At 37.9% G+C, this 24,743-nt stretch carries 26 protein-coding genes; 13 read left to right on the plus strand and 13 right to left on the minus strand.

What is annotated here, in order from left to right; translation table 11 throughout:
- Window positions 1-5 precede the first annotated feature (5 nt).
- A complete protein-coding gene (locus FCN14_RS14095; protein ID WP_138431934.1) occupies window positions 6-350 on the minus strand; it encodes a LytR/AlgR family response regulator transcription factor in 345 nt (114 codons plus the stop codon).
- A 271-nt stretch (window positions 351-621) separates the two neighbouring features.
- Complete coding sequence (locus FCN14_RS14100) at window positions 622-1,929, minus strand: GAF domain-containing SpoIIE family protein phosphatase (RefSeq protein ID WP_138431935.1); 1,308 nt, start codon at window positions 1,927-1,929, stop codon at window positions 622-624.
- Window positions 1,930-2,083: 154 nt separating this feature from the next.
- Between FCN14_RS14100 and FCN14_RS14105 the strand changes: the two genes are divergently transcribed.
- Both FCN14_RS14105 and FCN14_RS14110 read left to right on the plus strand, forming a co-directional pair.
- Entirely contained in the window at window positions 2,084-3,448 is a 1,365-nt protein-coding gene (locus FCN14_RS14105) for an NAD(P)-binding domain-containing protein (RefSeq protein ID WP_138431936.1), read from the plus strand.
- A complete protein-coding gene (locus FCN14_RS14110; protein ID WP_138431937.1) occupies window positions 3,399-4,673 on the plus strand; it encodes an MFS transporter in 1,275 nt (424 codons plus the stop codon). The genes FCN14_RS14105 and FCN14_RS14110 overlap by 50 nt, the downstream gene beginning before the upstream one ends.
- 11 nt (window positions 4,674-4,684) lie before the next feature.
- On the opposite strand, the gene FCN14_RS14115 is transcribed toward FCN14_RS14110, so the two are convergent.
- Window positions 4,685-5,215, minus strand: a complete 531-nt coding sequence (locus FCN14_RS14115) for a sigma-70 family RNA polymerase sigma factor (protein ID WP_138431938.1) — start codon at window positions 5,213-5,215, stop codon at window positions 4,685-4,687.
- Between the two features lie 535 nt (window positions 5,216-5,750).
- On the minus strand, window positions 5,751-6,146 hold the full coding sequence (locus FCN14_RS14120) for a hypothetical protein (protein ID WP_138431939.1): 396 nt from the start codon (window positions 6,144-6,146) through the stop codon (window positions 5,751-5,753).
- A 301-nt stretch (window positions 6,147-6,447) separates the two neighbouring features.
- Here FCN14_RS14120 and FCN14_RS14125 point away from each other — a divergent pair, with 301 nt between their 5' ends.
- The 7 genes from FCN14_RS14125 to FCN14_RS14155 all read left to right on the plus strand — a co-directional run bounded on the left by FCN14_RS14125 (window position 6,448) and on the right by FCN14_RS14155 (window position 10,990).
- Window positions 6,448-6,684 (plus strand): hypothetical protein, encoded by a 237-nt coding sequence (locus FCN14_RS14125; RefSeq protein WP_138431940.1) that lies wholly within the window; start codon window positions 6,448-6,450, stop codon window positions 6,682-6,684.
- A 492-nt stretch (window positions 6,685-7,176) separates the two neighbouring features.
- Window positions 7,177-7,557 (plus strand): hypothetical protein, encoded by a 381-nt coding sequence (locus tag FCN14_RS14130; RefSeq protein ID WP_138431941.1) that lies wholly within the window; start codon window positions 7,177-7,179, stop codon window positions 7,555-7,557.
- Window positions 7,558-7,582: 25 nt separating this feature from the next.
- Window positions 7,583-8,035, plus strand: coding sequence for an arsenic resistance N-acetyltransferase ArsN2 (gene arsN2 / locus FCN14_RS14135; protein WP_138431942.1), 453 nt, complete (start codon window positions 7,583-7,585; stop codon window positions 8,033-8,035).
- Window positions 8,036-8,060: 25 nt separating this feature from the next.
- The gene (locus FCN14_RS14140; protein ID WP_138431943.1) at window positions 8,061-8,318 is read left to right on the plus strand and encodes a thioredoxin family protein; all 258 of its coding nucleotides are present in this window, start codon (window positions 8,061-8,063) and stop codon (window positions 8,316-8,318) included.
- A gap of 11 nt (window positions 8,319-8,329) precedes the next feature.
- The gene (locus FCN14_RS14145) at window positions 8,330-9,304 is read left to right on the plus strand and encodes a permease (RefSeq protein ID WP_138431944.1); all 975 of its coding nucleotides are present in this window, start codon (window positions 8,330-8,332) and stop codon (window positions 9,302-9,304) included.
- 89 nt (window positions 9,305-9,393) lie between these two features.
- Window positions 9,394-9,927 (plus strand): sigma-70 family RNA polymerase sigma factor, encoded by a 534-nt coding sequence (locus FCN14_RS14150; protein WP_138431945.1) that lies wholly within the window; start codon window positions 9,394-9,396, stop codon window positions 9,925-9,927.
- 385 nt (window positions 9,928-10,312) lie between these two features.
- Window positions 10,313-10,990 carry an SOS response-associated peptidase gene (locus tag FCN14_RS14155; protein WP_138431946.1) on the plus strand — a complete coding sequence of 226 codons (678 nt, stop codon included), beginning with the start codon at window positions 10,313-10,315 and terminating at the stop codon, window positions 10,988-10,990.
- Window positions 10,991-11,391: 401 nt separating this feature from the next.
- On the opposite strand, the gene FCN14_RS14160 is transcribed toward FCN14_RS14155, so the two are convergent.
- Both FCN14_RS14160 and FCN14_RS14165 read right to left on the minus strand, forming a co-directional pair.
- Entirely contained in the window at window positions 11,392-11,925 is a 534-nt protein-coding gene (locus tag FCN14_RS14160) for a hypothetical protein (RefSeq protein ID WP_138431947.1), read from the minus strand.
- A gap of 379 nt (window positions 11,926-12,304) precedes the next feature.
- Window positions 12,305-13,429 carry a Fic family protein gene (locus tag FCN14_RS14165; RefSeq protein WP_138431948.1) on the minus strand — a complete coding sequence of 375 codons (1,125 nt, stop codon included), beginning with the start codon at window positions 13,427-13,429 and terminating at the stop codon, window positions 12,305-12,307.
- Between the two features lie 252 nt (window positions 13,430-13,681).
- Here FCN14_RS14165 and FCN14_RS14170 point away from each other — a divergent pair, with 252 nt between their 5' ends.
- The gene (locus tag FCN14_RS14170; RefSeq protein ID WP_138431949.1) at window positions 13,682-13,885 is read left to right on the plus strand and encodes a hypothetical protein; all 204 of its coding nucleotides are present in this window, start codon (window positions 13,682-13,684) and stop codon (window positions 13,883-13,885) included.
- 97 nt (window positions 13,886-13,982) lie between these two features.
- Window positions 13,983-14,273, plus strand: coding sequence for a GIY-YIG nuclease family protein (locus tag FCN14_RS14175; protein WP_138431950.1), 291 nt, complete (start codon window positions 13,983-13,985; stop codon window positions 14,271-14,273).
- Between the two features lie 487 nt (window positions 14,274-14,760).
- On the opposite strand, the gene FCN14_RS14180 is transcribed toward FCN14_RS14175, so the two are convergent.
- Window positions 14,761-15,156: a hypothetical protein gene (locus FCN14_RS14180; RefSeq protein WP_138431951.1), complete on the minus strand. Its 396-nt coding sequence runs from the start codon at window positions 15,154-15,156 to the stop codon at window positions 14,761-14,763.
- A 675-nt stretch (window positions 15,157-15,831) separates the two neighbouring features.
- Between FCN14_RS14180 and FCN14_RS16040 the strand changes: the two genes are divergently transcribed.
- Window positions 15,832-15,954, plus strand: coding sequence for a hypothetical protein (locus FCN14_RS16040; protein ID WP_281280663.1), 123 nt, complete (start codon window positions 15,832-15,834; stop codon window positions 15,952-15,954).
- Between the two features lie 61 nt (window positions 15,955-16,015).
- Here the strand turns inward: FCN14_RS16040 and FCN14_RS14185 are convergent, their stop codons facing one another.
- The 5 genes from FCN14_RS14185 to FCN14_RS14205 all read right to left on the minus strand — a co-directional run bounded on the left by FCN14_RS14185 (window position 16,016) and on the right by FCN14_RS14205 (window position 23,018).
- Window positions 16,016-16,693 (minus strand): T9SS type A sorting domain-containing protein, encoded by a 678-nt coding sequence (locus FCN14_RS14185; protein ID WP_138431952.1) that lies wholly within the window; start codon window positions 16,691-16,693, stop codon window positions 16,016-16,018.
- A gap of 11 nt (window positions 16,694-16,704) precedes the next feature.
- Entirely contained in the window at window positions 16,705-18,114 is a 1,410-nt protein-coding gene (locus FCN14_RS14190) for an FIMAH domain-containing protein (RefSeq protein ID WP_138431953.1), read from the minus strand.
- Entirely contained in the window at window positions 18,111-19,532 is a 1,422-nt protein-coding gene (locus FCN14_RS14195; protein WP_138431954.1) for an FIMAH domain-containing protein, read from the minus strand. The genes FCN14_RS14190 and FCN14_RS14195 overlap by 4 nt, the downstream gene beginning before the upstream one ends.
- 16 nt (window positions 19,533-19,548) lie before the next feature.
- Window positions 19,549-22,680 (minus strand): hypothetical protein, encoded by a 3,132-nt coding sequence (locus tag FCN14_RS14200; RefSeq protein WP_138431955.1) that lies wholly within the window; start codon window positions 22,678-22,680, stop codon window positions 19,549-19,551.
- A gap of 116 nt (window positions 22,681-22,796) precedes the next feature.
- Window positions 22,797-23,018 carry a hypothetical protein gene (locus FCN14_RS14205; protein ID WP_138431956.1) on the minus strand — a complete coding sequence of 74 codons (222 nt, stop codon included), beginning with the start codon at window positions 23,016-23,018 and terminating at the stop codon, window positions 22,797-22,799.
- A 383-nt stretch (window positions 23,019-23,401) separates the two neighbouring features.
- Here FCN14_RS14205 and FCN14_RS14210 point away from each other — a divergent pair, with 383 nt between their 5' ends.
- Window positions 23,402-23,737, plus strand: a complete 336-nt coding sequence (locus FCN14_RS14210) for a hypothetical protein (RefSeq protein ID WP_138431957.1) — start codon at window positions 23,402-23,404, stop codon at window positions 23,735-23,737.
- Between the two features lie 581 nt (window positions 23,738-24,318).
- Here FCN14_RS14210 and FCN14_RS14215 read toward each other — a convergent pair.
- Window positions 24,319-24,579, minus strand: coding sequence for a GIY-YIG nuclease family protein (locus FCN14_RS14215; RefSeq protein WP_138431958.1), 261 nt, complete (start codon window positions 24,577-24,579; stop codon window positions 24,319-24,321).
- Window positions 24,580-24,743 lie beyond the last annotated feature (164 nt).

A 24,743-nucleotide genomic window follows, 5' to 3' on the forward strand; every position in this document is an offset into this window, starting at 1 on the left:
TTTTTTTAGACCTTAAACTTATTTAATGCCTGTTTGTAGTTGCGACTCATTTTAATTTTTTTCCCATTTAATAAAAAAATATGGGCATCTCCTGTGAACCAAGGTTCAATTGCTTTAACTTTGTTAATATTAACAATCGAAGAGCGATGAACTCTGATAAAATTCTGTGGATCAAGCTTTTTCAGTAGTTTCTTTAAAGAAGATCTGATTATGTATTCGGTATTTTCCAAATGAAGAATAGCGTAATTGCCAGAAGATTCTATCCAAAATATTTTTGATACTCCCACAAGGATTTGTCGATCTGAATCTTTAGCCAAAATTTTTGTTAAAAAGGTTTGATTATTCTCCATTTTAAGTAGCAAAGATCATTTTAAAATTCTTTTGGTCGAGATAATCTAAAACACTTCAAATAACACGAAATAACTTGATTTGAAGCCAAATAAAGTTATTTAATAAAAAACTTACTATACTCTTGTTACTTACTGACACATATAGTTGTAAGACGAATTTTTGTGTGTTATTTCTCAGAAACAATCTAAGATGCTCCGTTTTTATATTTCTAGGTTATCTGTATAGTACAAACAATATTAATCCAGTATCAATATAGATACTAGTTATTAATTACTCGGTTCTGGATAGGACTACAGCAGTCATGTCATCAAACAGGTTTGACTGCTGACTATGTTTGGTGCTGTCATTGAAAATATTGTCAATTAATTCTGAAGATGAATTCCTAACAGCTTTTAATAGCAATCGTTGTAACCGTTTTTCACCATACTCCTCATTTCTTTTATCACGACTGTCGATTAATCCATCAGAATAAATGACTAGCTTATCTCCTGGTATAAATTTAATTGTTTCACTTTCAAATTTTTGATTCTCCATAACCCCCAACGGAACCCCTCCTTTCATAAGTCGATCAAAACTTTTATCTGTGTGGATTAAAAATGGATATTCATGACCTGCATTTGAGTATGTGAAGGAATGGGATCGAAGGTTAAGGATCCCTACAAATAGGGTAGCAAACTTATCGTTACTAGTATTTTGAAAGAGTTTATTGTTAACATTTTCTAGCAGTACTTCTATTTCGGAGTGACAAGGCAGTTCACCACGAATAAGAGCCTGTAAGTTAGACATCAACAAAGATGCGGGCAGTCCTTTTCCACTTACATCTCCCAAACAAATCACCCATCTATGGTCATCCAGTTTGATAAAATCATAATAATCTCCACCAACAGTCTTAGCCGTTATGTTTTTACCTAATAAGTTGTATTGTTTTAGTAAGGGAGCTTCGTCGGGTAGTAGTTGCCCCTGAATTTTATTTGCTACCTCAACTTCTTTTTCAATTTCATTTAGCCTCTGCTCCTTTTCATTGAGACGAGCATTTTCTAACACCTGAGCCGATTGGGATCCAATGATCGAAAGCAGCTGTTCATCTTGTTTTGTAAAGCTTCCAGAATTTTTCTTGTTATAAATACTTAAGACACCAATCAGTTGAGAACGCACCATTAATGGAACTGATAAAATAGATTTGAGACCTCTTTTATTTTTTTTGTCAATATACTTTGTATTTACCTGTGGATCATTTACCCGTAAGGGTTTTTGGTTTGACTCGATCCATCCCAAAATATTCTCTTGTGGACCGATAGTCGAAAGCTCTTTTGAACTGCAGGTACTCTTTACCAACATTTCAGTATTTCCTTCATCCTTTTCTCGAATAAGCACAATATTCCCTTGCTCGGCACCAATAAAACAGATAGCTCTATCTATAATGGAATCCATAATTTTATTGGTATCAATAGTACCGCTGATTGAAAGTGACAGATCGTTTAACATGGTAAGCTCATCAAGAGCCCTTCGGAGACTATCACTTTCATCAGACAACTCCTTTGACTTATTCACTAAATCTGCTACAGGTGAAATATCCATGCGAATTATTTTTTATTACCGTTCATATTAAAGACGAATGAAATATTAAGAAGACGACATAGCCTTTCTATTATTTCTCACGAGTCATTTCGTCTTTTCCAATTAGTGATTCGTCTTTAAAGTAGAAATCAATCCTAAAAACAGACTAGTTACAATGAATACACAAGCTCCTGTAGCAATTATTGGTGCTGGCCCAGTTGGGCTGGCGGCAGCAGCTCACCTGATCGAACGAGGAAAGCAACCTATTATATTTGAGGCAGGCAATGAAATTGGATACTCCATTAAACAATGGCAACATGTTCAACTTTTTTCTCCATGGGAATTTAATGTCGATAAAGCATCAAAAAGACTACTCCAAAAAGAAGGATGGGAGATGCCCCCCGAAGATCAACTGCCAACGGGGAAAGAACTTCGCGAAGAGTATTTGCTACCCTTGGCTTCATTACCCACCATGCAATCCCAAATTAAACTAAATGCAGAAGTAACAGCCGTAAGCAAAAAAAACTGGGATAAAGTAAAAGATTACGACCGAGAAAAATATCCATATGTACTCAAGGTGAAACTAGCTAAGGATCAAGAATATATAATTGAAGCGAAGTCTGTAATTGATGCATCCGGAACTTGGTTTAATCCTAACCCTATAGGGTCCAGTGGTATTCCAGCACCTGGTGAAAAACATAACCAAGGATATATTGCATATGGTATCCCAGATGTTAAGGAGCGACTAAAGAAGGAGTATCAAAATAAGTCGGTCACTGTAGTAGGAAGTGGGCACTCTGCCATGCAGGTCGTACTGGATCTTCTGAAATTGCAAGAATCTCATCCTGAGACAAAAATACATTGGATTATGCGATCAACAAACTTAGATAAGGTTTTTGGGGGCGGTGAAGACGACCAACTTGAAGCTCGTGGAGAGCTAGGTATCCGAGCTCGAAAAGCGATAGAGAACGATCAGATCAAATTGCATACTCCTTTTCTCCTTCAACGGATTGAGGAGATAGAAGATCATCCACATAATCTTAGGATAACAGGAGATCAAAATGGCAGTCAAAAATACTTTACCACTGATCGCATTGTCGGGACCACTGGCTTTCGGCCAGATCTTAATATGATCCGTGAGGTACGAACCAATATCGATCCCGGCATTGAATCAGTGGGAGATCTTGCTCCTCTAATTGATCCTAATATCCATAGTTGTGGTACTGTTCATCCTCACGGGATAAATGAGCTCAAACATCCAGATGAAAACTTTTTTATAACTGGTATCAAAAGTTATGGACGGGCGCCTAACTTTTTGCTGGCAACTGGTTACGAACAAGTACGGTCTATTGCAGCTTATTTGACAGGTGACTACGAAGCAGCCAATTCCATTGAGTTAAATCTGCCGGATACCGGTGTCTGTTCAACTGATTTTATCCTGGATACCGAAAAAAACGGCAACTCTGAGAATAGCACAAATACTGGATGTTGTGGAACCAATAAACAAGAAACTCAACAAGAAAACGACTGCTCTTGTTAAGAAGATGATAAGTAAAATTAAATCACTACTTAAGACAACAAATAAAAAACAAATTCGGCTCGTAATATACCTGTCAATTACCCAGCTAATTGGCTGGGGAACCTTATATTATGCTTTCTCTCTTTTTGTGGATCCATTACATACTACCTACGGATGGACTAAATCTGAGATCAATACTGCATTGACGTTAGGATTTATTACTTGGGCTGCTTCAGCTCCATTTATAGGTACTGCTCTTGACAGTTTTGGAGGCAGGAAAGTAATGAGCTTTGGGTCTTTACTTGGTGCAATTTCATTACTAGTATGGGCTCAAAGCTCCTCCCTTTTTATGCTTTATGGAGCTTGGATACTGATGGGGGTGGCTATGGCGTCAGCTCTCTATAAGCCTGCTTTTTATGTTTTGACAATGAGGTTTCCAGAGTCGTACAAAAAAGTAATCACTTGGTTGACACTTGCTGGTGGTTTTGCCAGCACCATTTTTATACCAGCAATAGAATTTGCTATCAATACTATTGGTTGGCACTATTCTCTGATAAGCATGGCAGCCTGTAACTTATTTATAGCAGTACCCATTCATTTTTTAAAATTGCCTAGTAAAGACTCTTATAAAAAGCAAAGGACACCAAACAAAAAATTGCTTGATTTTCAGTTGTTCAAAGAGGACGATTTCAAAGTCCAAACATTTTGGGGCCTCAATCTTTGGTTTGTTATTCTGAATAGCATAACTACAGGAATCACCTTTTTACTTATACCCTTGCTGTCTGAAGTTGGAACTGACCAAAGTATCATCATTTTCAGCTTTTCAATGATTGGACCAATGCAAGTTGTAGGCAGATTCATAATGATGTGGTTTGATAAAAATCTACATGCTCTTAAAGTGGGAACGATCGTTACTTTGCTTGCACCTTTAGGTATTGCGTTTGCTGCCATTTTCCCCAAAAGTCTCATTGCTTTACTTTTATTCGCAATATTTTTCGGAACCTCTAAGGGTATTATGACAATTATTAAAGGAACAATCGTGGCGGAACAAATGGACTTTTCAGTCTATGCTCGCACAAATGGATGGCTTGCTCTATTTTCTAAAATAGCAAAGGCCGTAACTCCTACAGCAATGGCTGGATTATGGGCATTGACCGGTGACCCAATTTTAACACTTGGTGTAATTGGATTACTTGGAATTATTGCACCGCTGGGAATTTGGCTTGTAAAAAAAGATAATAACTAATAATGAACATACTACTTAGCTGATTCACAACCAATGATCTCTCCATGCTGATTGTATTTTAGCTGGCAGCAACGCTTTCGAAACTCAGCTAAAATAACACTACGTGCCTTCTGCACCCTCGATTTGAAGGTACTGTAAGGCAAGTCGAGGTAATTAGCTGCCTCTTTTTGAGTAAGGGATTTTGTAAAAACATCAAGCAAAATATCTTGTTGCTCTTGACTGTATTCTTCAATTAGCTCATACAAACAGTCCGAAATTAATTCTATATCAGAAACCTGCTCGTGGAAATCAGTAGAATCGATAATTTCTGAATCAATAAGCGAATCTTCTTTTTTCTTTCGAGTATAATCAATAAGCGTATTTTGAGCTATTCTGAAGACCCAAGCCTCATGATTGTCTACATTTTTTAACTTTTCTTTATTACTTAAAACTTTATTGAATGTGTCCTGTGTCAGGTCTTTGGCCACTTCCCTTTTTCCCACCTGATCCAACAGGTAGTAACGAACTTCTTCAGAGTACTTTTTGTATAGTTCCTCAGTCATTACCGTGTGGTTTATTAGAATGAAATATTTATTATATCGTAAATTTACGATGAAGCAAAATATTGTTTTAGCACATTTTACTTATCAATTGGCTTTTTATGCATTACCGTAACATTTAAAAGACAAATAATTGAAAACTCATTACTACTTTGTAATAAAACATGTACTTGATGACGATCTATTCCCTTATAAAAAAGTTTTGCCGGTTTGTTATCAGCAAATACAATTCTTTGATATTTGCCTCTGCTGCATAAATTTTAAGCTTTTAAAATAGTCTTTTCACGAACACTCTCTGATGATATTCTATTGATACAACTAACAAATTCAAAAGGCTATGGGTAAAGAGTGACTCTATCCCAATAGGTCCTACTATTTACTCGTTATTCTCTATTATTAAATAATGCTTAATATTCTAAACAAAAGTATCTTGATTGGGCAGTTCATATTTTCAATATAAGTTCAGGATTATAATAATCAACTTTTGCTTTTTTAATTGATAACGATTTGAAGTCAAATAAAACGCTTAATAATCTATTTAAAATGTAGTCTTATAGTTTGGAAGGTTTTGAATATCAGGTCGCATTATCTCTAACAATGACTTTCCTGCTCTATTTACCAAAAGAAGCAACCCACCAATAAGGGATATATTTAAAAGTATTGCCGATGGAGGACTAGCTAAAAAAAGTAAGACAAGAACTCTATCCCCAATAAGAATTGATAATGCATAATTATATTTATGCTTGACCAACAATAAGAATCCTGCTGCTATTTCAGTTAATGCAACAACAGCAAATGAATCTGGAATAATGGGTCCTAAAGTTTGGTTTAAAGATATATTAATGCTGGCTGGGGAAATACATTCCATAATTCCTAAACAAATGCATGTAAATGCAATACAAAACCTACCTACTGTAGTTTTCTTCTCATTCATGATCTTCATCTATATTCGTCTTTATTTAAAAGACGAATGAGATTAAAAAAAGACGAAACGACTTAAATACTTAATCAATCAGCTATTTAATAGGCTATTTCCTATTCAGTTCAGAAGAACAATCCAGTAGTTCTTAGTTAGCTTTAGCATTATTACAAATTAGATAATCAAAGGTAATTACCACAGGGACAACATAGGGACAAACAGAATTCTTCAATGCTATGGGATTAAAATAGATATTCAACTTAGATCTGGAGGCTACAGATAAGGTGACAGAAAAAGACCTAAAGCGAGTGGCCAAGTGTTACAGGACCTAGCAAAGCATTCCCGGGAGTCTATTTATGGGGGAACAAACCAAGACGCCTTTGCCCAAGCCGATGATATTGAGACCAAAGCTGAAAATACGTTTAACTTTGAAGCCTCCGGTGAAGGGACACGCAAAGCCAATGAAAAATCTTCCGAATTGGTGGCCAGCCCCCGGGTGAGTCCTAATTCTAAGGAAACAGAAGGCCAAGAAATGAATGTTGCTAATTTTTAATCAAGGTACCCAAAAAATATGGCTGAAATTACAAGTAGTAAACTGGCAAGCAACAAGGATTCAATGTTTGGCATAGATCCTGAGAATATTATTCGATAATTGTTGCCCCCTCTTTATTAGCTTATTAACAAATTCATCAGCCACTGCAGTAAAATTAGCTCCTACTTCATCATCGGTATAATTTTTTATGAAAACCTCAGATGAATGGGGTTACTTCTTATCTTTCTTAGTAAACCAACAGACCTATTTGAACTTTATTCTACATGGATTTTCAATGGGTGTAATTCTTTGCCTTTCAGAATTAGAAATCTCCTACTCGGTTGTTTTCCTCTGTTTCATAGTATCGGTTTTTAATTCGACGTAATTACTATAGACGAAATAAAAAGACAAATAGATTTTCAGATAGTAGTTGCAGATAAAGATTTTTTAAAATCTCGTCTTTTCATTTTCTCGTTCGTTTTTAAAGTGTCAACCGAAACAGACTATACCGATATGAAAGCGACAATAAATACTGCTGCACGATTTTTGATAGGAGGGTTTCAAACCGGTTATGGAATATGGCTACTGAAATATTTTTATCGAACTGATGTTCTCTCTGCACCTTTGGAAACGAATCTCCTATTAGGAATCGGGGGACTAGCCTTCTTAGCGGGACTATTCCTTTTTCTTGGCTATAAGGTGAATACAGCAGCAATTCTACTAATTGGTATAACAATAGGCACTATGCCGTTATTCTCACATACCTTTCTAGATTTCTTTGAAAGTCTCGCCCATATAGCCGGGCTCCTGCTTTTAGTACAAAATGATTCAGGAGAAACCTTTTTGGAATATGCCCAGACAGATATAGAAAATGTCCCCTACTACAAAATGTAATCTAAACTATAAAACCTAGTCAATTATGTTACCCAATAAACTAGATATTACTAAAGCCCAGAAAAAAGACTTGGAAAATGTTAAGCAACTACTTAGAAAATGCCAGCTACCGAGTAGTGATCTTACTAAACATCATATGGATCATTTCTTTTTGCTTAAGTCTGGAAATAAGATTCATGGAAGTGTAGGCCTAGAGATTTTCGAACCTTACGGGCTACTTCGATCATTGGCTATAAAGAAAGAAATGCGAGAGCAGGGTTATGGAAAACTATTGGTAAACCAAATAGAAAACTATGGCCACGAACAAGATATAAAACGAATTTACTTGCTTACCACTACTGCCCAAAACTTTTTCAAAAAGAATGATTATAGGAATATAAACCGGAATCGCATCCCTCAAAATGTAAAAAAGAGCAAAGAGTTTTCTTCTCTTTGCCCAGAATCAGCTGCTTCAATGGTCAAATACTTTAATAAATAATAAACAACAAAACACTTCTACTGTTATGTGCATTGATATAAAAATTCTAAAATCATCTTGCTGTAAAACAACTGACTCTATTATCACAGATCAACTAGAGGCTGCCTCGACTAACACAGGTACCAATTTTGATCTCGAAATCCTTTCTGACTTACAGGAAACCATGAAATATGGAGCAATAAATTTTCCCTCTCTTGTGGTAAATGGAGAGGTGTATGACTATGCAGATTTCAACACCGTACAGGATTTAGAACTCATCCTTAAAAAACATTCTAACATATAAGCTTACAGGTTATGGAAACGTTTTTTGATCAGTTTATCTCACTGGCGGACTATTTAGTTTATGATGCGATAAATATATCCCGGGAGCTATGGTATGCTGAAGCGCTACACTTCTTCATTGCCAATTTTTCTAAAATTTTTGTACTCCTGGTCATTGCCATCTACATAATGAATCTCATCACTGATTACTTATCATATGAACGAATTGGTGCCTATTTAGAAAAGAATAAACAATTAGGCACAGGAAATATTCTCGCATCCTCCCTGGGTGTTGTAAGCCCCTTCTGCTCCTGTTCTTCGGTCCCCTTATTTGTGAGCATGATGCAGGGCAGAGTCCCCTTGGGCATCTCGTTATCATTTTTGATTACTTCTCCCTTAGTAAACGAAGTGGCCATTGCAGTATTTTGGGCAACTTATGGTTGGAAAGTTACATTTATATATGTGGCTTCGGGAATTATTCTCGGCGTAATTGGAGGAATAACCCTAGAAAAACTGGGATATGAAAAACATGTAGCCGATTGGATTAAGGACCTAAACTATAAGGAAACAACAGTTCAACAAGAATCCAGGACCTTTCGAGAGCGCCTTACAGATATTCACCAGGAGGCCTCAACTACCATTATTAAATTAGTACCATATATTTTCGTTGGCATGGTTGCCGGTTCTTTAATTCATGGATATGTTCCCCGGTCATTTTTCCAGCACTACATGCCCGAAAACAGCCTATTTGCTGTCCCCTTGTCAGTCATTATGGCTATCCCACTCTATCTTGATGCAGTGAGTGTTCTGCCCGTTATTGAATCCTTAATTGGTAAAGGAGTACCTATGGGAACAGCAATTGCCTTTATGATGGGAGCTATTGGGTTATCCCTGCCAGAAGCACTACTGTTAAAGAAAGTGATGAAAAAGAAACTACTCATTGCATTCTTTACAACAATCGGCATAGGCATGGTTATATCCGGATACTTCTTTAACATGATATTTTAACACTCATAATAATGAATGTATAGCACCAATTTGATTTAATCGCAAAATTACGATAATATAAATATTCATTTTAATACAACCCTAAGAAGATGACTGAGCAACTATGGATGCAATATTCCGATCCGATATGCAACTACTTTAAAAAAAGAACGGGTGATCGAGCACTTTCCTGTGACCTAATGCAAGACACCTTTACTAAGATTGTGGATCACAGGAAGCAGCTGGATGATATTGATAACCCCAAAGGGTGGATCTATCGCATAGCGCGAAACCTGCTTATTGATTACAGGCGAAAGATGAAAGAAACTTCAATATCTGATGACAATTTAGCTGCCTTAACTATGGATGTGGAAAATACGGATTCTAATGTCAATGATATTGCAGAATGCTTGCATCAACTTATTAACGAGTATGAAGGTAGTGACCAAAAGATCTTATCTCATGTATTTAAAAAATCAATAACTCAAAAAGAAATGGCTCAATACCTAGAAATACCATACAGCACATTTAAATCACGAGTTCAAAAAGCCAGAAAAGAAATCATTGATGAATTCAACAAGCGTTGCTGTAAATTAAGGTATGATAATAACGATCGTATTATTGGTTGTGCTCCAACCAACTAATAAATAGAGGTTTTATCGCATGATTCATATCAAGTTGCTGCTAGCGATTGCCCAATTCAGATTTTATACGGCTTATGAGGAGCCCGTTTACGATGTGTATTTTTGATGATGCAATCAGCCATAGCTGACGCTTTATAACAAAAAACTGACTGTGGACTTAAGTAACATATTTTACCATTACATTGCATTTTAAAAAATCTTGAAATTGAATTTCAAAACCGATTTTTGCACCTTCCCATAAATACACATAGACACTCATAAAACTTGAAATATATTCTACTTGTCATTGTAAGTATCGCCATCGACACCAACCCTCACTGAAATTTTGTATCATAGGGTTCTACCATCCAATCGAAATACGACCAACAATAACAGGGAGGGATGTATGTGCGGACGATATACGCTTATTGAAAGCGATGCAGAAATTGAAACGTGGTTTGATGCGACCATGGAAGAGGGAGAGCAGTACGGGCCAAACTATAACGTAGCCCCGACTCATAGCATGCCGGTGGTGGGGCAGAACCGAGAGGGCCAACGTACCATCCAGCATTTCCGCTGGGGACTGTTGCCGTTCTGGGCAAAGGAAAAGAAAATGAGCTACAGCATGATCAACGCCCGGGCGGAATCAGTCGACACCAAGAAATCTTACAAGCGTTCATTCGAAAAATACCGGTGCCTGATTCCAGCCAGCGGATTCTACGAATGGAAGGGCGAAAAAGGCAACAAAACGCCCTACTATATTCACCCGACCCATGAACCGATGTTTGCATTTGCGGGCATCTACAACGTGTGGGAATCTCCCGAAGGAGAGAACATACCGACCTATAGTATTATCACAACCGACGCAAATAAAAAAATGAAGGCTCTGCACGAACGTATGCCGGCTATGCTCCTAAAGGAGGAGTGGACGGAATGGCTGAATCCTAATAACCATAACACCAAGGCCCTGAAAGACTTGCTTACTCCTTTTCCCGATGATGGAATCGATTATTACCAAGTAAGTAAAGCTGTAAATAGCGTAAAGAATAATTCTGAAGAGCTAATAGAGCCGGCAAGTCGATAGTAATAGAAACTTGGAAAGAAAATATAGCTAACACCTTTTTTTATTTTTTGGCTGGATCGGAATTGAACCGATTTGCGGAGTTACCATAATCATGGTTCCATTTGCAGTATACCATTTTAGAGATATAGGCGATCGAGAAATTACAAGTTAACATGAAGTTATAAATAACATTACCATTATACTTATAATGATCACTGTCTTTTGGTTGTGCTTTTAGACTATTTGGTAACTATTAGAAACAGTAAATCCTTCAAAAAGGAAAACCTCAGGCAAACAGTGCTCACTCAGCATGCTTATTTCCTTCTTTTATACTTCATGTTTCAAAGCTGTCAATAGTATTGAGCTCCCCCCCAATCAAAAGTAGAGAATCGGGCGCTATGTACACTTTCTCAATATATTCACTAATTTTGAATGCTAATCTCGAGCGTAGCCTCAGCTGATTTGTTATTATAATTGGTACCTCCATAGGTAAGTTTTATAAAACCTCCCGAAAAGGTCATACCATTATCACAATAATTTTTGTTCTCAAAATTGTAGGTCTCAACATATTTAGACCATGCCTCACCATCATCATCTAATCCTAAATCACTTTCTCTTTCAATACCCATAGTTGGCCCATGTCGGGTTACTACAGTATCTGACTCACAACTAAAACTAGTGATAGGGCTGACAGTTTTTATCTTTTTTACTCCGCCCGAATCCTTAATAAATGCAAGTACTGAAAAAGGCTTGCCATAATCTACGGTTGCACTGGCATCCCCTGTTTTGTGAATTGGATTTGAATTTGAATGAAAGGCAATAGTCCACTCTATATTAGGACTTGACTTGTCATTATAATCAGGTTGTGTTTTACAGGAACTGCAACCGGATAACATAATGGCTACCAATCCCACATAAATGTATCCTTTTATTTGTTTGCTTAGTCGTAGTAACATAACTTTCCTCTCTTGCTTGATGATTTGATTAATTATATGCGACTCAGTTACTTATAATTAAAGGATAATTAAGAAAAGGGCAAATTGTGTGGTACGCTCACCCAACTCAATATTGCCACCACAGCTGTCCAAACCCCTCATTACAGCTTGGGCGAACAGCTCGTCTGTCTTGGCCTCCAACCTGCTGGTATCAACTTCGGGATTAAACCTGAGGATTGACTCCTAAAAATCAATGAGACCATAATGTTAGAATCAATGAATTATCCCTTCGAGAAAGTATAACATCAAAACACCAGCTCATTTAACTGCTCGCGCCGCTCCTAAAATAACTATAGTACCTGGTTTTAGATATTATTCTCAACTTGTCCAACTTCACTCATTATTCAAAAAGGTTTATGTATTGTTTAAATACGTAAAGTCTATTTCGTTCGGCTCCCGTTACCTCTGTTAAAATATCAACATCTTCCAAAGATCTAATAAGCTTATAGGCGGTAGGCATAGAAACATCAGCGGCCTTACTCACCCCTTCGGCAGTAATAATCGGTCGTTCATACAATTGGCGAATCACCTGTTGTGCTTTTCCAACTCTTTTGCCCATCTCCTGCAAGTCGTGATCTACTTGTTGTTGGAGCTGCATTATAGCGTCAAACGTTTTGATTCCACTTTTGGCCGTATCAATGACTCCTGCTAAAAAGAATTTTATCCACTGTATAATATCATCCTTTTCCCGAACCCGCATCAGGTTATCATAGTATGCCTGCCGGTGGCGCTCGAAAAAATCAGACAAGTAAAGAATCGGCTGTTTTAAAATACCTTGACTAACCAGATAAAGCGTAATCATGAGCCTCCCTACCCGACCGTTTCCATCAAGAAACGGATGGATGGTCTCAAACTGGTAATGAACAATGGCAATTTTAATCAGATCCGGCAGATAGATTTCCTCGTTATGCACGAAGTGCTCCAAATCACTCATCAGCTCCGGGATACTTTCATGAATAGGTGGAATAAAAAGGGCATCTTTAATTGTTGCTCCGCCGATCCAGTTCTGGCTCGTTCTGAATTGGCCCGGTTGTTTTTGCTCTCCCCGTACCCCTTGCATAAGTACTTTATGCGTGTTTTTGATCAGGCGAGACGAAAACGGAAGCTCCTCCAATTCATTTATAGCTGCATCCATCGCCGCAATATAATTTTGTACCTCCTCCCAGTCGTCCCTCTTTTCAGGGGCAACACGTTCTTTGTCCAAAAGCGCTTCTTCTACTTTCGTTTGGGTGCCCTCAATCTTGCTGCTCTGTGTCGCCTCCTTAGCCACGTGCATGCTAATAAACAGATCAATATTGGGGATATATTCAGAATACATATCTAAGCGGCCCAGCTGGCGATCGGCCTGACTTAATAAATCCACAATTTCCATACTTTCAAGCTGCCACTGCCGATTAACAGCATTGGGCTGAAAACTCTGGTAATGATCTTGGTTTATATATGTACCTGCTTTGAAATTTTTCATTGGACCTTAAATAAGGATTTCGCTATTTAACAAAATGATCTATTTCTTAAATAAGGAAGATGCTTATTTAAAACAAACCTACCTTCCTTAAATAGGGACATGTTTTAAGAAAGCTGTTAAAGATAAACTCACGATATTAAATAAGGCATAACCTAATTTAAGGAAATACTAAAAATCTTAATTACACTGGGGGGGCTTAATTAAATAAAGAGCAAAACATTAAATTAGAATGGTATTTGCCTACAAAATACCTTGTACGTAAAAAGCACTGTCATCCTGAGCCTGTCGAAGGATCTCTTGGTAACAACTCGCGTAGTATCTAAAGGATTAGCCCTGATCCATGAGCAAATCGCTTCCAGGAGATGGATTCGACTTCACTTCGTTTCGCTCACCATGACGGTCGTTGATGAGGAGATTCTTCGAGTCCATTCGCTGCGCTCATTCCCCTCAGAATAACGGACCTTGGTAAAGATGTTCGGCTTTACTCCCCCTAAACAGGCATTAATGTAATAAAACTGTAAGGACCACCCTCTGTAAACAATCTTACTATCTTATGGAAAAGAAATATCACGTATATATAATGACTAACCCCCATCACACGGTACTTTATACCGGTATTACCAGCGATATTATCAAACGAGGCTGGCAACACCGGAAGAGAGAAGTGGAGGGATTTACAAAACGCTACAATTGTACGAAGATGATTTATGTTGAGGAGTACGATCATCCCCAAGAAGCTATTGACCGGGAAAATCAAATTAAGGGCTGGACTCGTAAAAAGAAGGAGGCGCTTATTAAGCGGTTAAATCCGGAGTGGAAAGATTTATATGGGGAGTTTATTTGATCTCTTTTAAAGCAACCCTTGCACAACAATAGCCTATCTTTATGGAGATGGTTCGGCTGGCTCACCATGACATCAATACTAAACATAAAAGCACCGTCATCCTGAGCCTGCTGAAGGATCTCTTGGTAACAACTCGCGTAGTAGCTAAAGGGCTCCCCCCCGCACCAGGGAGCTTATTCGAGGAGAGGAAATCGACATGCTAAAAGAGACCGACGCTTCGGTAAATGTGGCTGAAAAAATTCACAATAAAATATTGTGTGCTGACCACTTTTGATCTGTTAGGGATCATTTAACTGGCTTTCAGCCCAGCGAAAAAAACCGACAAATACTACCGATATGAGCGATCTTTGGTATATAGGGATGAAAACAATGCTGAAAACAAAACTATCAAAAAAATTATATCAAACTTTAAAAAAAACATGGAAAAACGCGAGCTCAGTGAATATAATAGATTTTAAATATTTACTTCCACTACAACTGTACTTGCCTATGAAATGGATAGCACTTCTTCCCATTCTTCTTTAAAAGGACCACTCTCTGTAGAAATATCAACAATTTCCCTGAGCTCTTTCCGGTAGTGATCTCGTATCGTTGAGATGGAAAGATTGGACAGGCCTCCTCCCTCTTCAACTAACGTACTGACTGCTTCTTTAAGATTTTGGTAATGAAATTCAGCGTGTTCGCGCGCATCCCGGTGGACGATCTTCCCATTTCTCCGCTCCTGGTATTCTTTCGCCAAGATATCTTTCATAGAGTAATGATCCGGCCAGGGCGAAACTACTTGTGATTTGTGAAGCCTGACGGAGTTATCAGGCTCTATGTATATCTTCAATGTAACATCCCCGGGGCCGCGGACTTGCAAAATCAAATCTGATCTTTTCATCTGTTAATAAATTTGTGGTTAACTGATGGTTATACACAAATGTATCGTCCTAGGGAGACACCGTGTTGTCACCCCACTTTAAGTAAAACCACCCCTCCTCATAGCCTCCAAAGGCCGATAATTGTTCCGTTTCAATCGCATGCCTATTCGATTTTTTTCTATGCCTATGTTTTGATTGGATTATGCGCATCAATCATTTGGTTGAATACTATGTTTTTGTGGAAACATGCGCATGTTTTCGCAAAGTATGCAAAACACTCTCTTGAACTGTGTTTATGGCTTCCTAATGCCTTTCGGAAGTCCATATATCCCCATATCTCTCAGGATAAGCCGTAAAATAAAAAGCAATATCAGATTAGCTTAAAAAATCTCGTCTTTTCGGTTCCTCATTCGTCTTTAGGATAGAAATAAATCTGAATAAAACTATACACTGCAACAAGTCCTGAAGGACTCTACAACGGGGGAGCAGCTACGCCCGGGGGCACTATATATCAGGGACGATATGGTCGGCCGGGATCGCTCCGAATACATCAGCGACACCTATCGAATTAACCACCTTTCTAATGTGGTCCCTCAAGACTATGATGGGTTTAATGGCGGTGCGAGGATATAACGTAACCAGAGCGATATATCCAAGAGACTATCCTAGAAGAGAGGGAAAAAGAGGTTTGGGTCATGGCCGGTCCAGTTCTGGGCCTCGGTGAGATCCAAGACTATTGGGTGAGCGTAGATATCATTAAAGCGATGACCGGGCTAGATTTCTTTCGGATCTTGACGAAGCCGCCCAAGTCTCGCTAGAGGCAACCGATACCTGGGTAAACTGGAATAGGTTTTAATTAATTGACATAAGAAGCTGTACTCACTTTACAAGCATCATCTTTTTTTGCTCAACTATCCTCTGCTGATCTTTTCCTTCTGCTACCACGCGATAAAAATATAATCCACTGGCCATATTGCTGGCATTCCATTGCAAATCATGTTGACCAGCCTTTTGAACTTCATTAGCCAAGGTGGCCACCTTTCTGCCTAACACATTAAAAATAGTAACCTTAACTCTCATTTGATCAGGTAATTGATATCTAATAGTAGTAGTTGGATTAAAGGGGTTGGGATAATTAGGCATCAACTTAAACTCTGAGGGGGCTATTGCTGTAAGCCTTATCTTCTTTGACCAAGAAAACCCTGATCCGTTTTCAGCTTTAATATGTACAATTGCTGAATCACCGGCCGAAACCTCCCCTATTATTCCAAATGTAAATGTTACAGGCACTTCTTTCTCTTTTTCAATACTCTTTATTTGGTACTCTTCCTCTTGAGCCTTAAACCAGACCGGACCTTCCTCCACCGTCACTGAAAGATTACTTAAGTCTCTTTCAGTACTATTAGCAAGGACCAGTTGTATTAGGTTACCCTCACTGCCTATAGGCACCTCATATACCTTTTTGTTTTCGACCTTACTTTTTTGACCAATTAGTGATAAGGGAACACAGCAAATAATAAATAATACAGCGATTTTTTTATAAACTTGTACAATCATAACGACATCTCTTACTTGTTTTTACCCGGAGACTCTTTTGATAATTGATTCTTTAAATACTCTGCATTAAAGAAAAGCAACCCATACCCTTCACTTGTCAAATGCTTATCTTTTTGGGCTTTGACCTGATTTATATAAGCCGTAAGTACATTTCTTGCAGTTTTTTCTTTCCCCTTCTTCAAATGCCTTTTAACATTATCCAATTTCTTTTTCAGACTATTACAGATCCCTTTTTGAGTGATCCACTTTAGATTACACGCTTGATCCTGATAAGTTATGAGTGAATCTATTACTGCATTTTCTTTAACAGAGCCTAAAAAGCTGTAAGATCCCAATGTAGTTCCAGAAACTGAATTATTTATAAGATCATTAGCATCATAAGATAAATCACCATTATTCCCTTTAACAAAATAGGTGGACGGACGTGGCAGTCCAGTAGCCTCAAAACTAAATGAAGAATATGAATTCCCGACTTCTAAAAGAGCAGTTGGAAGTTTTGAAGCTTGCCATCCAACAATATGCATAGTATTGAGCGATTTAAATTCCCAATTCTTAGGGCTTGATTTATTATTTGTATTTGAATACAAATTCTTCAAAGCAAACTCCTCAACATGTTGTACACTTTCACTCTTATTTTTAACAGTATAATTAAAAATTAGCTCATCACTATCTGCTTTTTTCTTAATTATGGCATCAACTTCTACGTCAATACCATCACGAGGTAATTGATCTGGAAGTGAAATCCCCCAATCACCATATTTTTGACCATTCCAACTGTATAGTACAGGCTTTCCATCAAACCCCTTCCCCTTTATTTCCAATACCCCATCCGGCTCAATATCTATAAGTTCAGACGATTCCCGTCGCATCTTGATAATCGACTGACCATCGTCGTTCGTATTAGATATTAACTCAGCTCGATTGCCATTCCACTCATAAATTAGCGAGCTCTCACTTTGTCCTTGCATTCCATGATAAAGTGCTACCCAAATCTCAACTATCCCATCTTTATTCAAGTCCATGGCTCCCTTCAAATTTCCACCGGCAAAATTTGTTGAATTAATTAAGGAATTAGATAGCCATAAAATTTCTTCATTTTTGAAAATTCCAATTCGGTCTTCAACCTCTTTATTACTTGAATTGAATCTATTGCTGACAAAGAACATATAACAATCTCTAAGAGTCCCGTAAGGATCTCTGATTGGTTTTTCAAAGACCCAATATTCTGAAGTTTTCGCACTGTCAAAATTAACAATACCAATAACCTTTAAATTTTTATTCAGATATTGATCTACTAATTGCTGAATAGTTTTATAATCCGCATTTGTTACACCAGGTTCTTTCATCTGAGCACGACCAACTGAAACCAGTCCAAACACAACTATAGTCAAACATGATATGGCAAGTTTGAATGAGTTCATTGTCCTCTGTTAATATCTTCCTGTAACTGTTTCAATAAATACTCTGTATTAAAATACAATAGGCTGTATCCCTCGCTTGTCAAATGGTTACGATGAACAGCCTCAACTTCGTTTAGAAATGCCTGCACATTATTGGTGACCGTTCTTATGTTACCACGCTCGAGTTGGAGTTTTACATTTTGCAGTTTCTTCTCTAGGCTATTGCAAACGCCCCGGTTAGTAATCCACTCCAGCTGGCAGGCCCGGGTGGTGTAAGACTGCAAGGAGTCGGTGAATACGCTCGCATCGAAAGGATCAGGAGGATTAGCCGGCCCAAGTGTATAACCAGAAACAGAGTTTGTTTTAATATCCTCCACTATGTCTTCAAAAGAAACATCCGTCGGCGTCTCGTTGGCTCCCTGAATATAATAACGCGATATAAACGGAAGGGCTTTTGTAGAATATGAAAACGAAGAATCTGTCTCACCCGCTAGTATTTCATCCTGCTCCATTCCCCAGTCAGACCAAAAGAAAAACGGGGTTCGATTCCTATCTGAAAAACGCCAACCATGTTTAGAAGTATGCTCAATTACCAATTTTTTTATTTGAGGCAATAAATAAAACTCATTAATTCCCTGCTTACTATTTTCCTTATTCTTTAATATATATTGATAATGCAATGCCCCATCTTTTTTTGTTACAAAGCTTTTTACAGAAATACTCAGTTTATCTCGAGGATAGAATGTACTAGGACCTGGCTGTGGAGTATCCGACCAGGAACCAAACGCTTGTCCATTCCAGCTAAAAGTTTTGTAACCTTCCTGATCGCCAAATTTATAGGATTGAATTTCTTCTACCCCATCTCCATTTACATCGGCAAACCACATGTGTCCATGAGGGACATAAACCTGAGATTCGTGGCCGGTATCATTTAATCCATTAACAATTTTACCTTGGGTACCATCCCAGCTGACAATCCATACTTCTCCTGCTCTTCCTTTTGCACCTTGTTTCCATGTGAATATTAATTCCAGGTTACCGTCTCCTGTCAGGTCTCGGCTCGCATAAAAGTTTGCCAGACCGGTGTCAGGACGATTTATGATTCTTGGGGAAACCCATAGGAACTCACCATTTCCATATATACCTATGAACCCTTTATTCTGATTCTCTGTATTTCTAGGACCGAGTGCCATCACAATATAAGTTTCATTCATTAAATCATGTGGATCTTGGACCCGATTTTCATACAGCGATGATCCTTCGGCTTGATCAAATTCTACAATGGCCAAGTCATAATCTACTCCAAATCTATTTGTGATTTGTTGCCGAATGTTCTGAATGATTTCATCATTTATATCATGTTGTTGAGCAATGGAGTAAGCCGGGAAGAGTAACTCCAATAACATTACAGTCAGAATCGTAAAATTTTTCTTATTCATAACAACAGTTAGTAGATTAATTTGTTTGGGGTAAATACAAATTCATGAATTGAAAAACCTTTTCTTCATATCGAGGTGCGTATGGATTCCATTTATCCACAGCCTGATACCAACTCTTTTCATATCCTTTTTCCCAGTTTACTTTTTTGGTTACTTGGTTTTGTAAATGGGTTTGATACAAGAGCATTACTACCTTGAAATGTACAGCTAACTCACTCAAATCTTCTGGTCGAGCTGCTAGTTTTCCACTTTTTCTTTTTATCGGATAATTATAGTCCCTACTAGTAGTATATAGCAATTGTAATGGTCCATACGAACTAGCTATTCGAGTTTGGGCATACATATTTTTCAATCCTCCACGCCATTCATTTTTAAGGTATTTAGCCATTGTATCTCTTGCTATCGTATACAGCGAGTCTCCTGAATAATCCCTTTTTAAGCCACCCAATATTTCACTATAAATTTTCTTTGGCGCACCATAGATAAACTTCATTTTTCCAGAATTTTCTAATTGACCATATTGAGGCCAACCACCTTCAGACGGCTTTCCCTTAAGATGGGAGTATTTTTTTACCATATCCCAAATTGTCTGAGGAGATTTTGGGTAGATCAATTTTTCCAAGTACAAATGACTGGGAACTGACTCGCCAGTTCCCATCGAACTTTCTATAACCTTGTAAGGACTTTCAAACCAATGGTAAGGAGCATCATTGTTAATAGCATAGTCTCGCTTAGCACTTCTAATCTTGAACTCTGTATTGTATGCCTCATATAAATAACCAGGTGTAAATCCCCAACCAACTGAGCCACCAAAATTCTTGGCATATGATTCTTTATCAATATGTCCTTTTATCAACTGGGGCGGAACCCCATACTTCCCCGCATTCGCGATAATTACCGAATCCATATCTATCACTTCATCTAACACAGTTCGGGCTTTTCCGTACTTATTGCCAAGCTGGTTGGGCTTTACTACTTCTATTTTCAGTTCTCCACTGCTGCCAGCTGCTTCAGCTTTCAGCTTTACCTTATAGTCTTTTCCTTTCTCCCAATAGCGTCCTATCACCCGAACCATACCTGAAGGCAAATCGCCTGAACTAATTGAACCCGTATTACTATCAATTGAAGCCCACTTTTTCTCCCAATACACACCCGACTTTCCGCCGGATATTACCTCGATAGGATAATCTGAGAACGCATTGGGAACCAGCCCACTGGGCTCCGAAGGCTTACCGTCAGTACCAGCTGCTACCTCTTCAATAACTATCTCATTTTTCTGAGATGGATTCTTCCATCGAGCCGCGTAATATTTTGATTCGCCAAGCAATATTTCATTTCCCTCTGGCTCTCCAAACTCAAGCCTACCATAGCCAATCATATACCATGTCTCTCCTTCTTCAGAACTCGTTGATATACTGCTAGCGGATTGTGGTAAACCAGCACTCGAATCTGCTTTATTTTTGGGTAGCCGTATATACTGTATTAGTTCTTCATCTCCTTGGGTCTTAAGATATTCTACTAGTTTCTTTTGTTGCTTAGTATAATCAAACAAAGAATCCTGGCTCGTAGAAGGAGCTTCCATATTACTGGTAAACCCACTATTCATTGATAACAATTCAAAGGAACGATCAAACGTAATATCAGTACCAACATATATCCATACTACAGCAGACTCTTGATCTATATCAGGGTTGGCGACAAATTTGATACCCGGGGAAAGATAGTTTCCCCCATTACCTATATTTTTGCCATCTGCTGTCTCCAAATGCCCATACTTCTTCCCTTTAATAATAGCTACTGAATAGAATTGGTGACCTTCCTCAAAATACTGCTGTTCACCATCCCTATACTCAAAATAGGGTTTGATCAGAGTTTTATTACCGGGTGAAATAGGATCCTTTTCAAAACCTACTTTTAAAGCTTCTCGTCTTAAAGACATACGCTCATACCCCTCAATTTCATAAGGAGGATATGGATCTTTCAGTTTTGTTTTTGCGAATATATCAGGGGAAGAAAATCCAGGTTCAAAACCTAACTCATCTACTGTTTTTGTTAAATACAAAACAGGTTGTGTAACATTAGTTAAATAATCTCCCCGTTGTTTACCATCTTTAGATACTAAAGTGCCATATTGTTTACCCTCTTCATTAATCCAAACATCGAACTTCTGATCTTTAGGAAATTTCTTATCCCATCCAATGTTTGTTCGTCCTGTAAAATAGACATAAGTAGTGTCTCCATATATAGTTGCATATGGAAGCGGATATGGTTCTACCCCATTTGGATCACTTGGCATTAAACCTTCACCTAAACTTATCGAAAGATCATTAAAAAGAAGATCACTTCCCCCTTCAAATCGTATCTTCCAAAAAGACTTATTACCATACATCTTTATATCTTTGACAGGATCATGTGAGGACTTAATATAAAAAACCATTTTCTCACCTAACGAATAGGGACCAAGGCGAAAAGTTTGATGAATTTTATCACCTACATTTTTAGCAAGTAATTTTTGTTCTGGGGACTCTAAGTACAGGTCATAATTATAGCTTTTGGTTGCTCTTTCTATCTTCACATACCCCCACCTTTTTTCATCAAATGAGAAATGTACATTGCCCGGATCAGTAAAATCTTTTTTGAGACAATTCATTACTCTTTGAGGTGGAAAAGATAATTTTGTTGAATCTGGTTCCCAACTTAAAGACATAACATCCAAAAAGGAATAACCTTGGTAATCTTGCTCAAGGTTACACCTGTGAGATGACGATCCGACATACCTTTTTTCACCAGTTTTTCTATTCTTAAAATAAAATGTAAAACCAGTCCATTGAGGAAAATGACCTAAGTTATAATCATCAATGGCCCTACCTGCTGCTATTCTACCGATATCCTCTTCATATAACACCCAGTCTTCTAAGTAATAACGGCTGCTAGTTTTAATATCTAACGTTATATCACCACTATAACCTATGAAAAACCGAAAGTTCTCATATGCACCATTGGTTGAAGCTAAAGAGGTTTTTTTGTTTTGAAGCTCCATCCGGTCTTTAATAACAACCTGCGCTGAAATATTAAATGGAATAGATAAGAACAATGATAGTACGATCCCATAAAAAACTTGATGAATAAATTTCATTTTATCTTGCATTCTTTTTTGAACATACTCCGAAATTAATAGTCTTACTAACAGGAGTATTGAGAAAGCAATTTGTTACAATATTTTTAAGATCTATTCATTCAACTTCCTATTGCAGTGGATATATATTATGCTGAATAGTAAAATAACTTATCCAAAAAGAAGGCGTCTAAGCCATCTCTCTGCTCCTGGTATTCTTTCGCCAAAATATCTTTCATAGAATAATGATCCGGCCAGGGAGAAACCACTTGGGACTTATGAAGCCTGACAGAGTTATCTGGCTCTATATATATTTTCAATGTAACGCTCTCGGGTCCCTGAACTTGTAGTATCAAATCTGACTTTTTCATCTGCTGAAGCTTTTTTATTTGTCTAATGAACGTTGATGGAAACGTATCATCAGGGGAAGACACCGTATTGTCACCCTACTTTACGCACCTTTCCTTCCCATTAGCACTATATCTTATATCTAGAAACCGCTTTGATACCACCCTAATCTCTTTTTGATTTACTTATACCTATGTTTTGAACGGCAGAAACAAGTGATCCTCGGCCGGCTGTTCCCAATTTTTCTAATACTCTGCCTATACTAATTTAGCTCTATACTGGCATATGTGGTCTGTATCCGAGTTCCTAAATTTTCCTGTATCCAATCACTAACTTTCATCTTGATAAAGTGCCCGGAAAAGGAGTTTATACCACCTGCACCAACATCCAAAAAGACACTACACCAATGTCTATAAACGAAGACGATTTACAGTTCATTTTTGAGGCAGAGAAAGCGGAAACCAGTCCCTCTGAAGAGGAGCTGGACTTCCTGGAACAACGAGCCCGAATTGAGGCTGACACACTTCCCCTTTTAAGTATTGATCAATATGAGGAACAATACGCACTGTTTTGCCAATACGGACTGGAAGAGGAGATGCTTCAACGAACAGAGCCCCATATCCGGTATCTCAGTCGTTTCGAGCCGGGCGAATTACTGGCAAGCAGTTTCTATAAGCAGTTTAGGAATAAGAAGATCGTCCGCCAATATGTGAAAGAAAATATTGACTTGGTAGAGGATTAAGGGATAAAGACACAGCAAATATTACATCCCGAAGAGTTAAAGCTGCCCCCATTTTTCTTATGAACCAAGAGTGGTGGCATATTTTTAACAATACCCCGCCAACTAGCTGAGTTATTCCCCATTGCACATTGTCATATACAAAGAACCAAAGTAGAAATACATTTTTGAAACTATTACTCTTACTTATCAGTCTTAATTTAATTATTCTTCTGTAATGCAAACTGCTGTATTGAAAAGAGGTGTTATTTCAACTCCTTTCACAAGAGACCTCTACGGTTGTACAAAACACATTTCCTATAATAGCACCCCAAGGCAAAATTAATCTGTCAATTCTCAAAATACATTGGTTCTATCAACCTAATAAAGAAAGTGAATATATTTTTGTACACAGAAACAACATCAAATATCTTGGGTATGATACAAGATTTGCCGATGACCAAGCTATTGAATTTGAAGTAGAAGAAACAAAACAGATAAGGGGCTAAGTGCAATGAATGTAGGAAAGCAGAAGTATAATATTCTGCTTATTCAGATATAATTCTAAAGTCCTGGTGGGTGCCGGGGCTTTTTATTGACCAGTACTAATCAGGAGCAGCTACATTGCTCACCAGAAGTTCTTTTTCCTCTTTGCTAAACTGTTTAATCTCATACTCTCTTTTGCAGGCTTCAGACCTGTTAGAATGCTCTTCCACATAAACCACAGCCTTGGGCTCGTTACTGCGCAGATACTTGGCCCCCTTCCCCTCTTTGTGTTTGTGCCAGCGTCGAACCAAGTGGTTGGTACTGCCGGTATATAGGTTCCCATTAAAACAACGAATCATATATACAAACCAAGAATCCATGGAATTTTATTCGAATTGTAGGTCTAGATATAGCTTATTTCATACTCAGTAGGAGAAGTACTGAACCAGTTTGATGGAAGGTAATAAATTATTGCCACTATCATCTCAAGCTGACCAAATATGTTCCTCAACAAAAATCAGCGTAAGATTTAAGTGTTTTTCTC

This window comes from Fodinibius saliphilus, assembly GCF_005869845.1.
In the GTDB taxonomy this organism is placed as follows: Bacteria; Bacteroidota; Rhodothermia; order Balneolales; family Balneolaceae; genus Fodinibius; species Fodinibius saliphilus.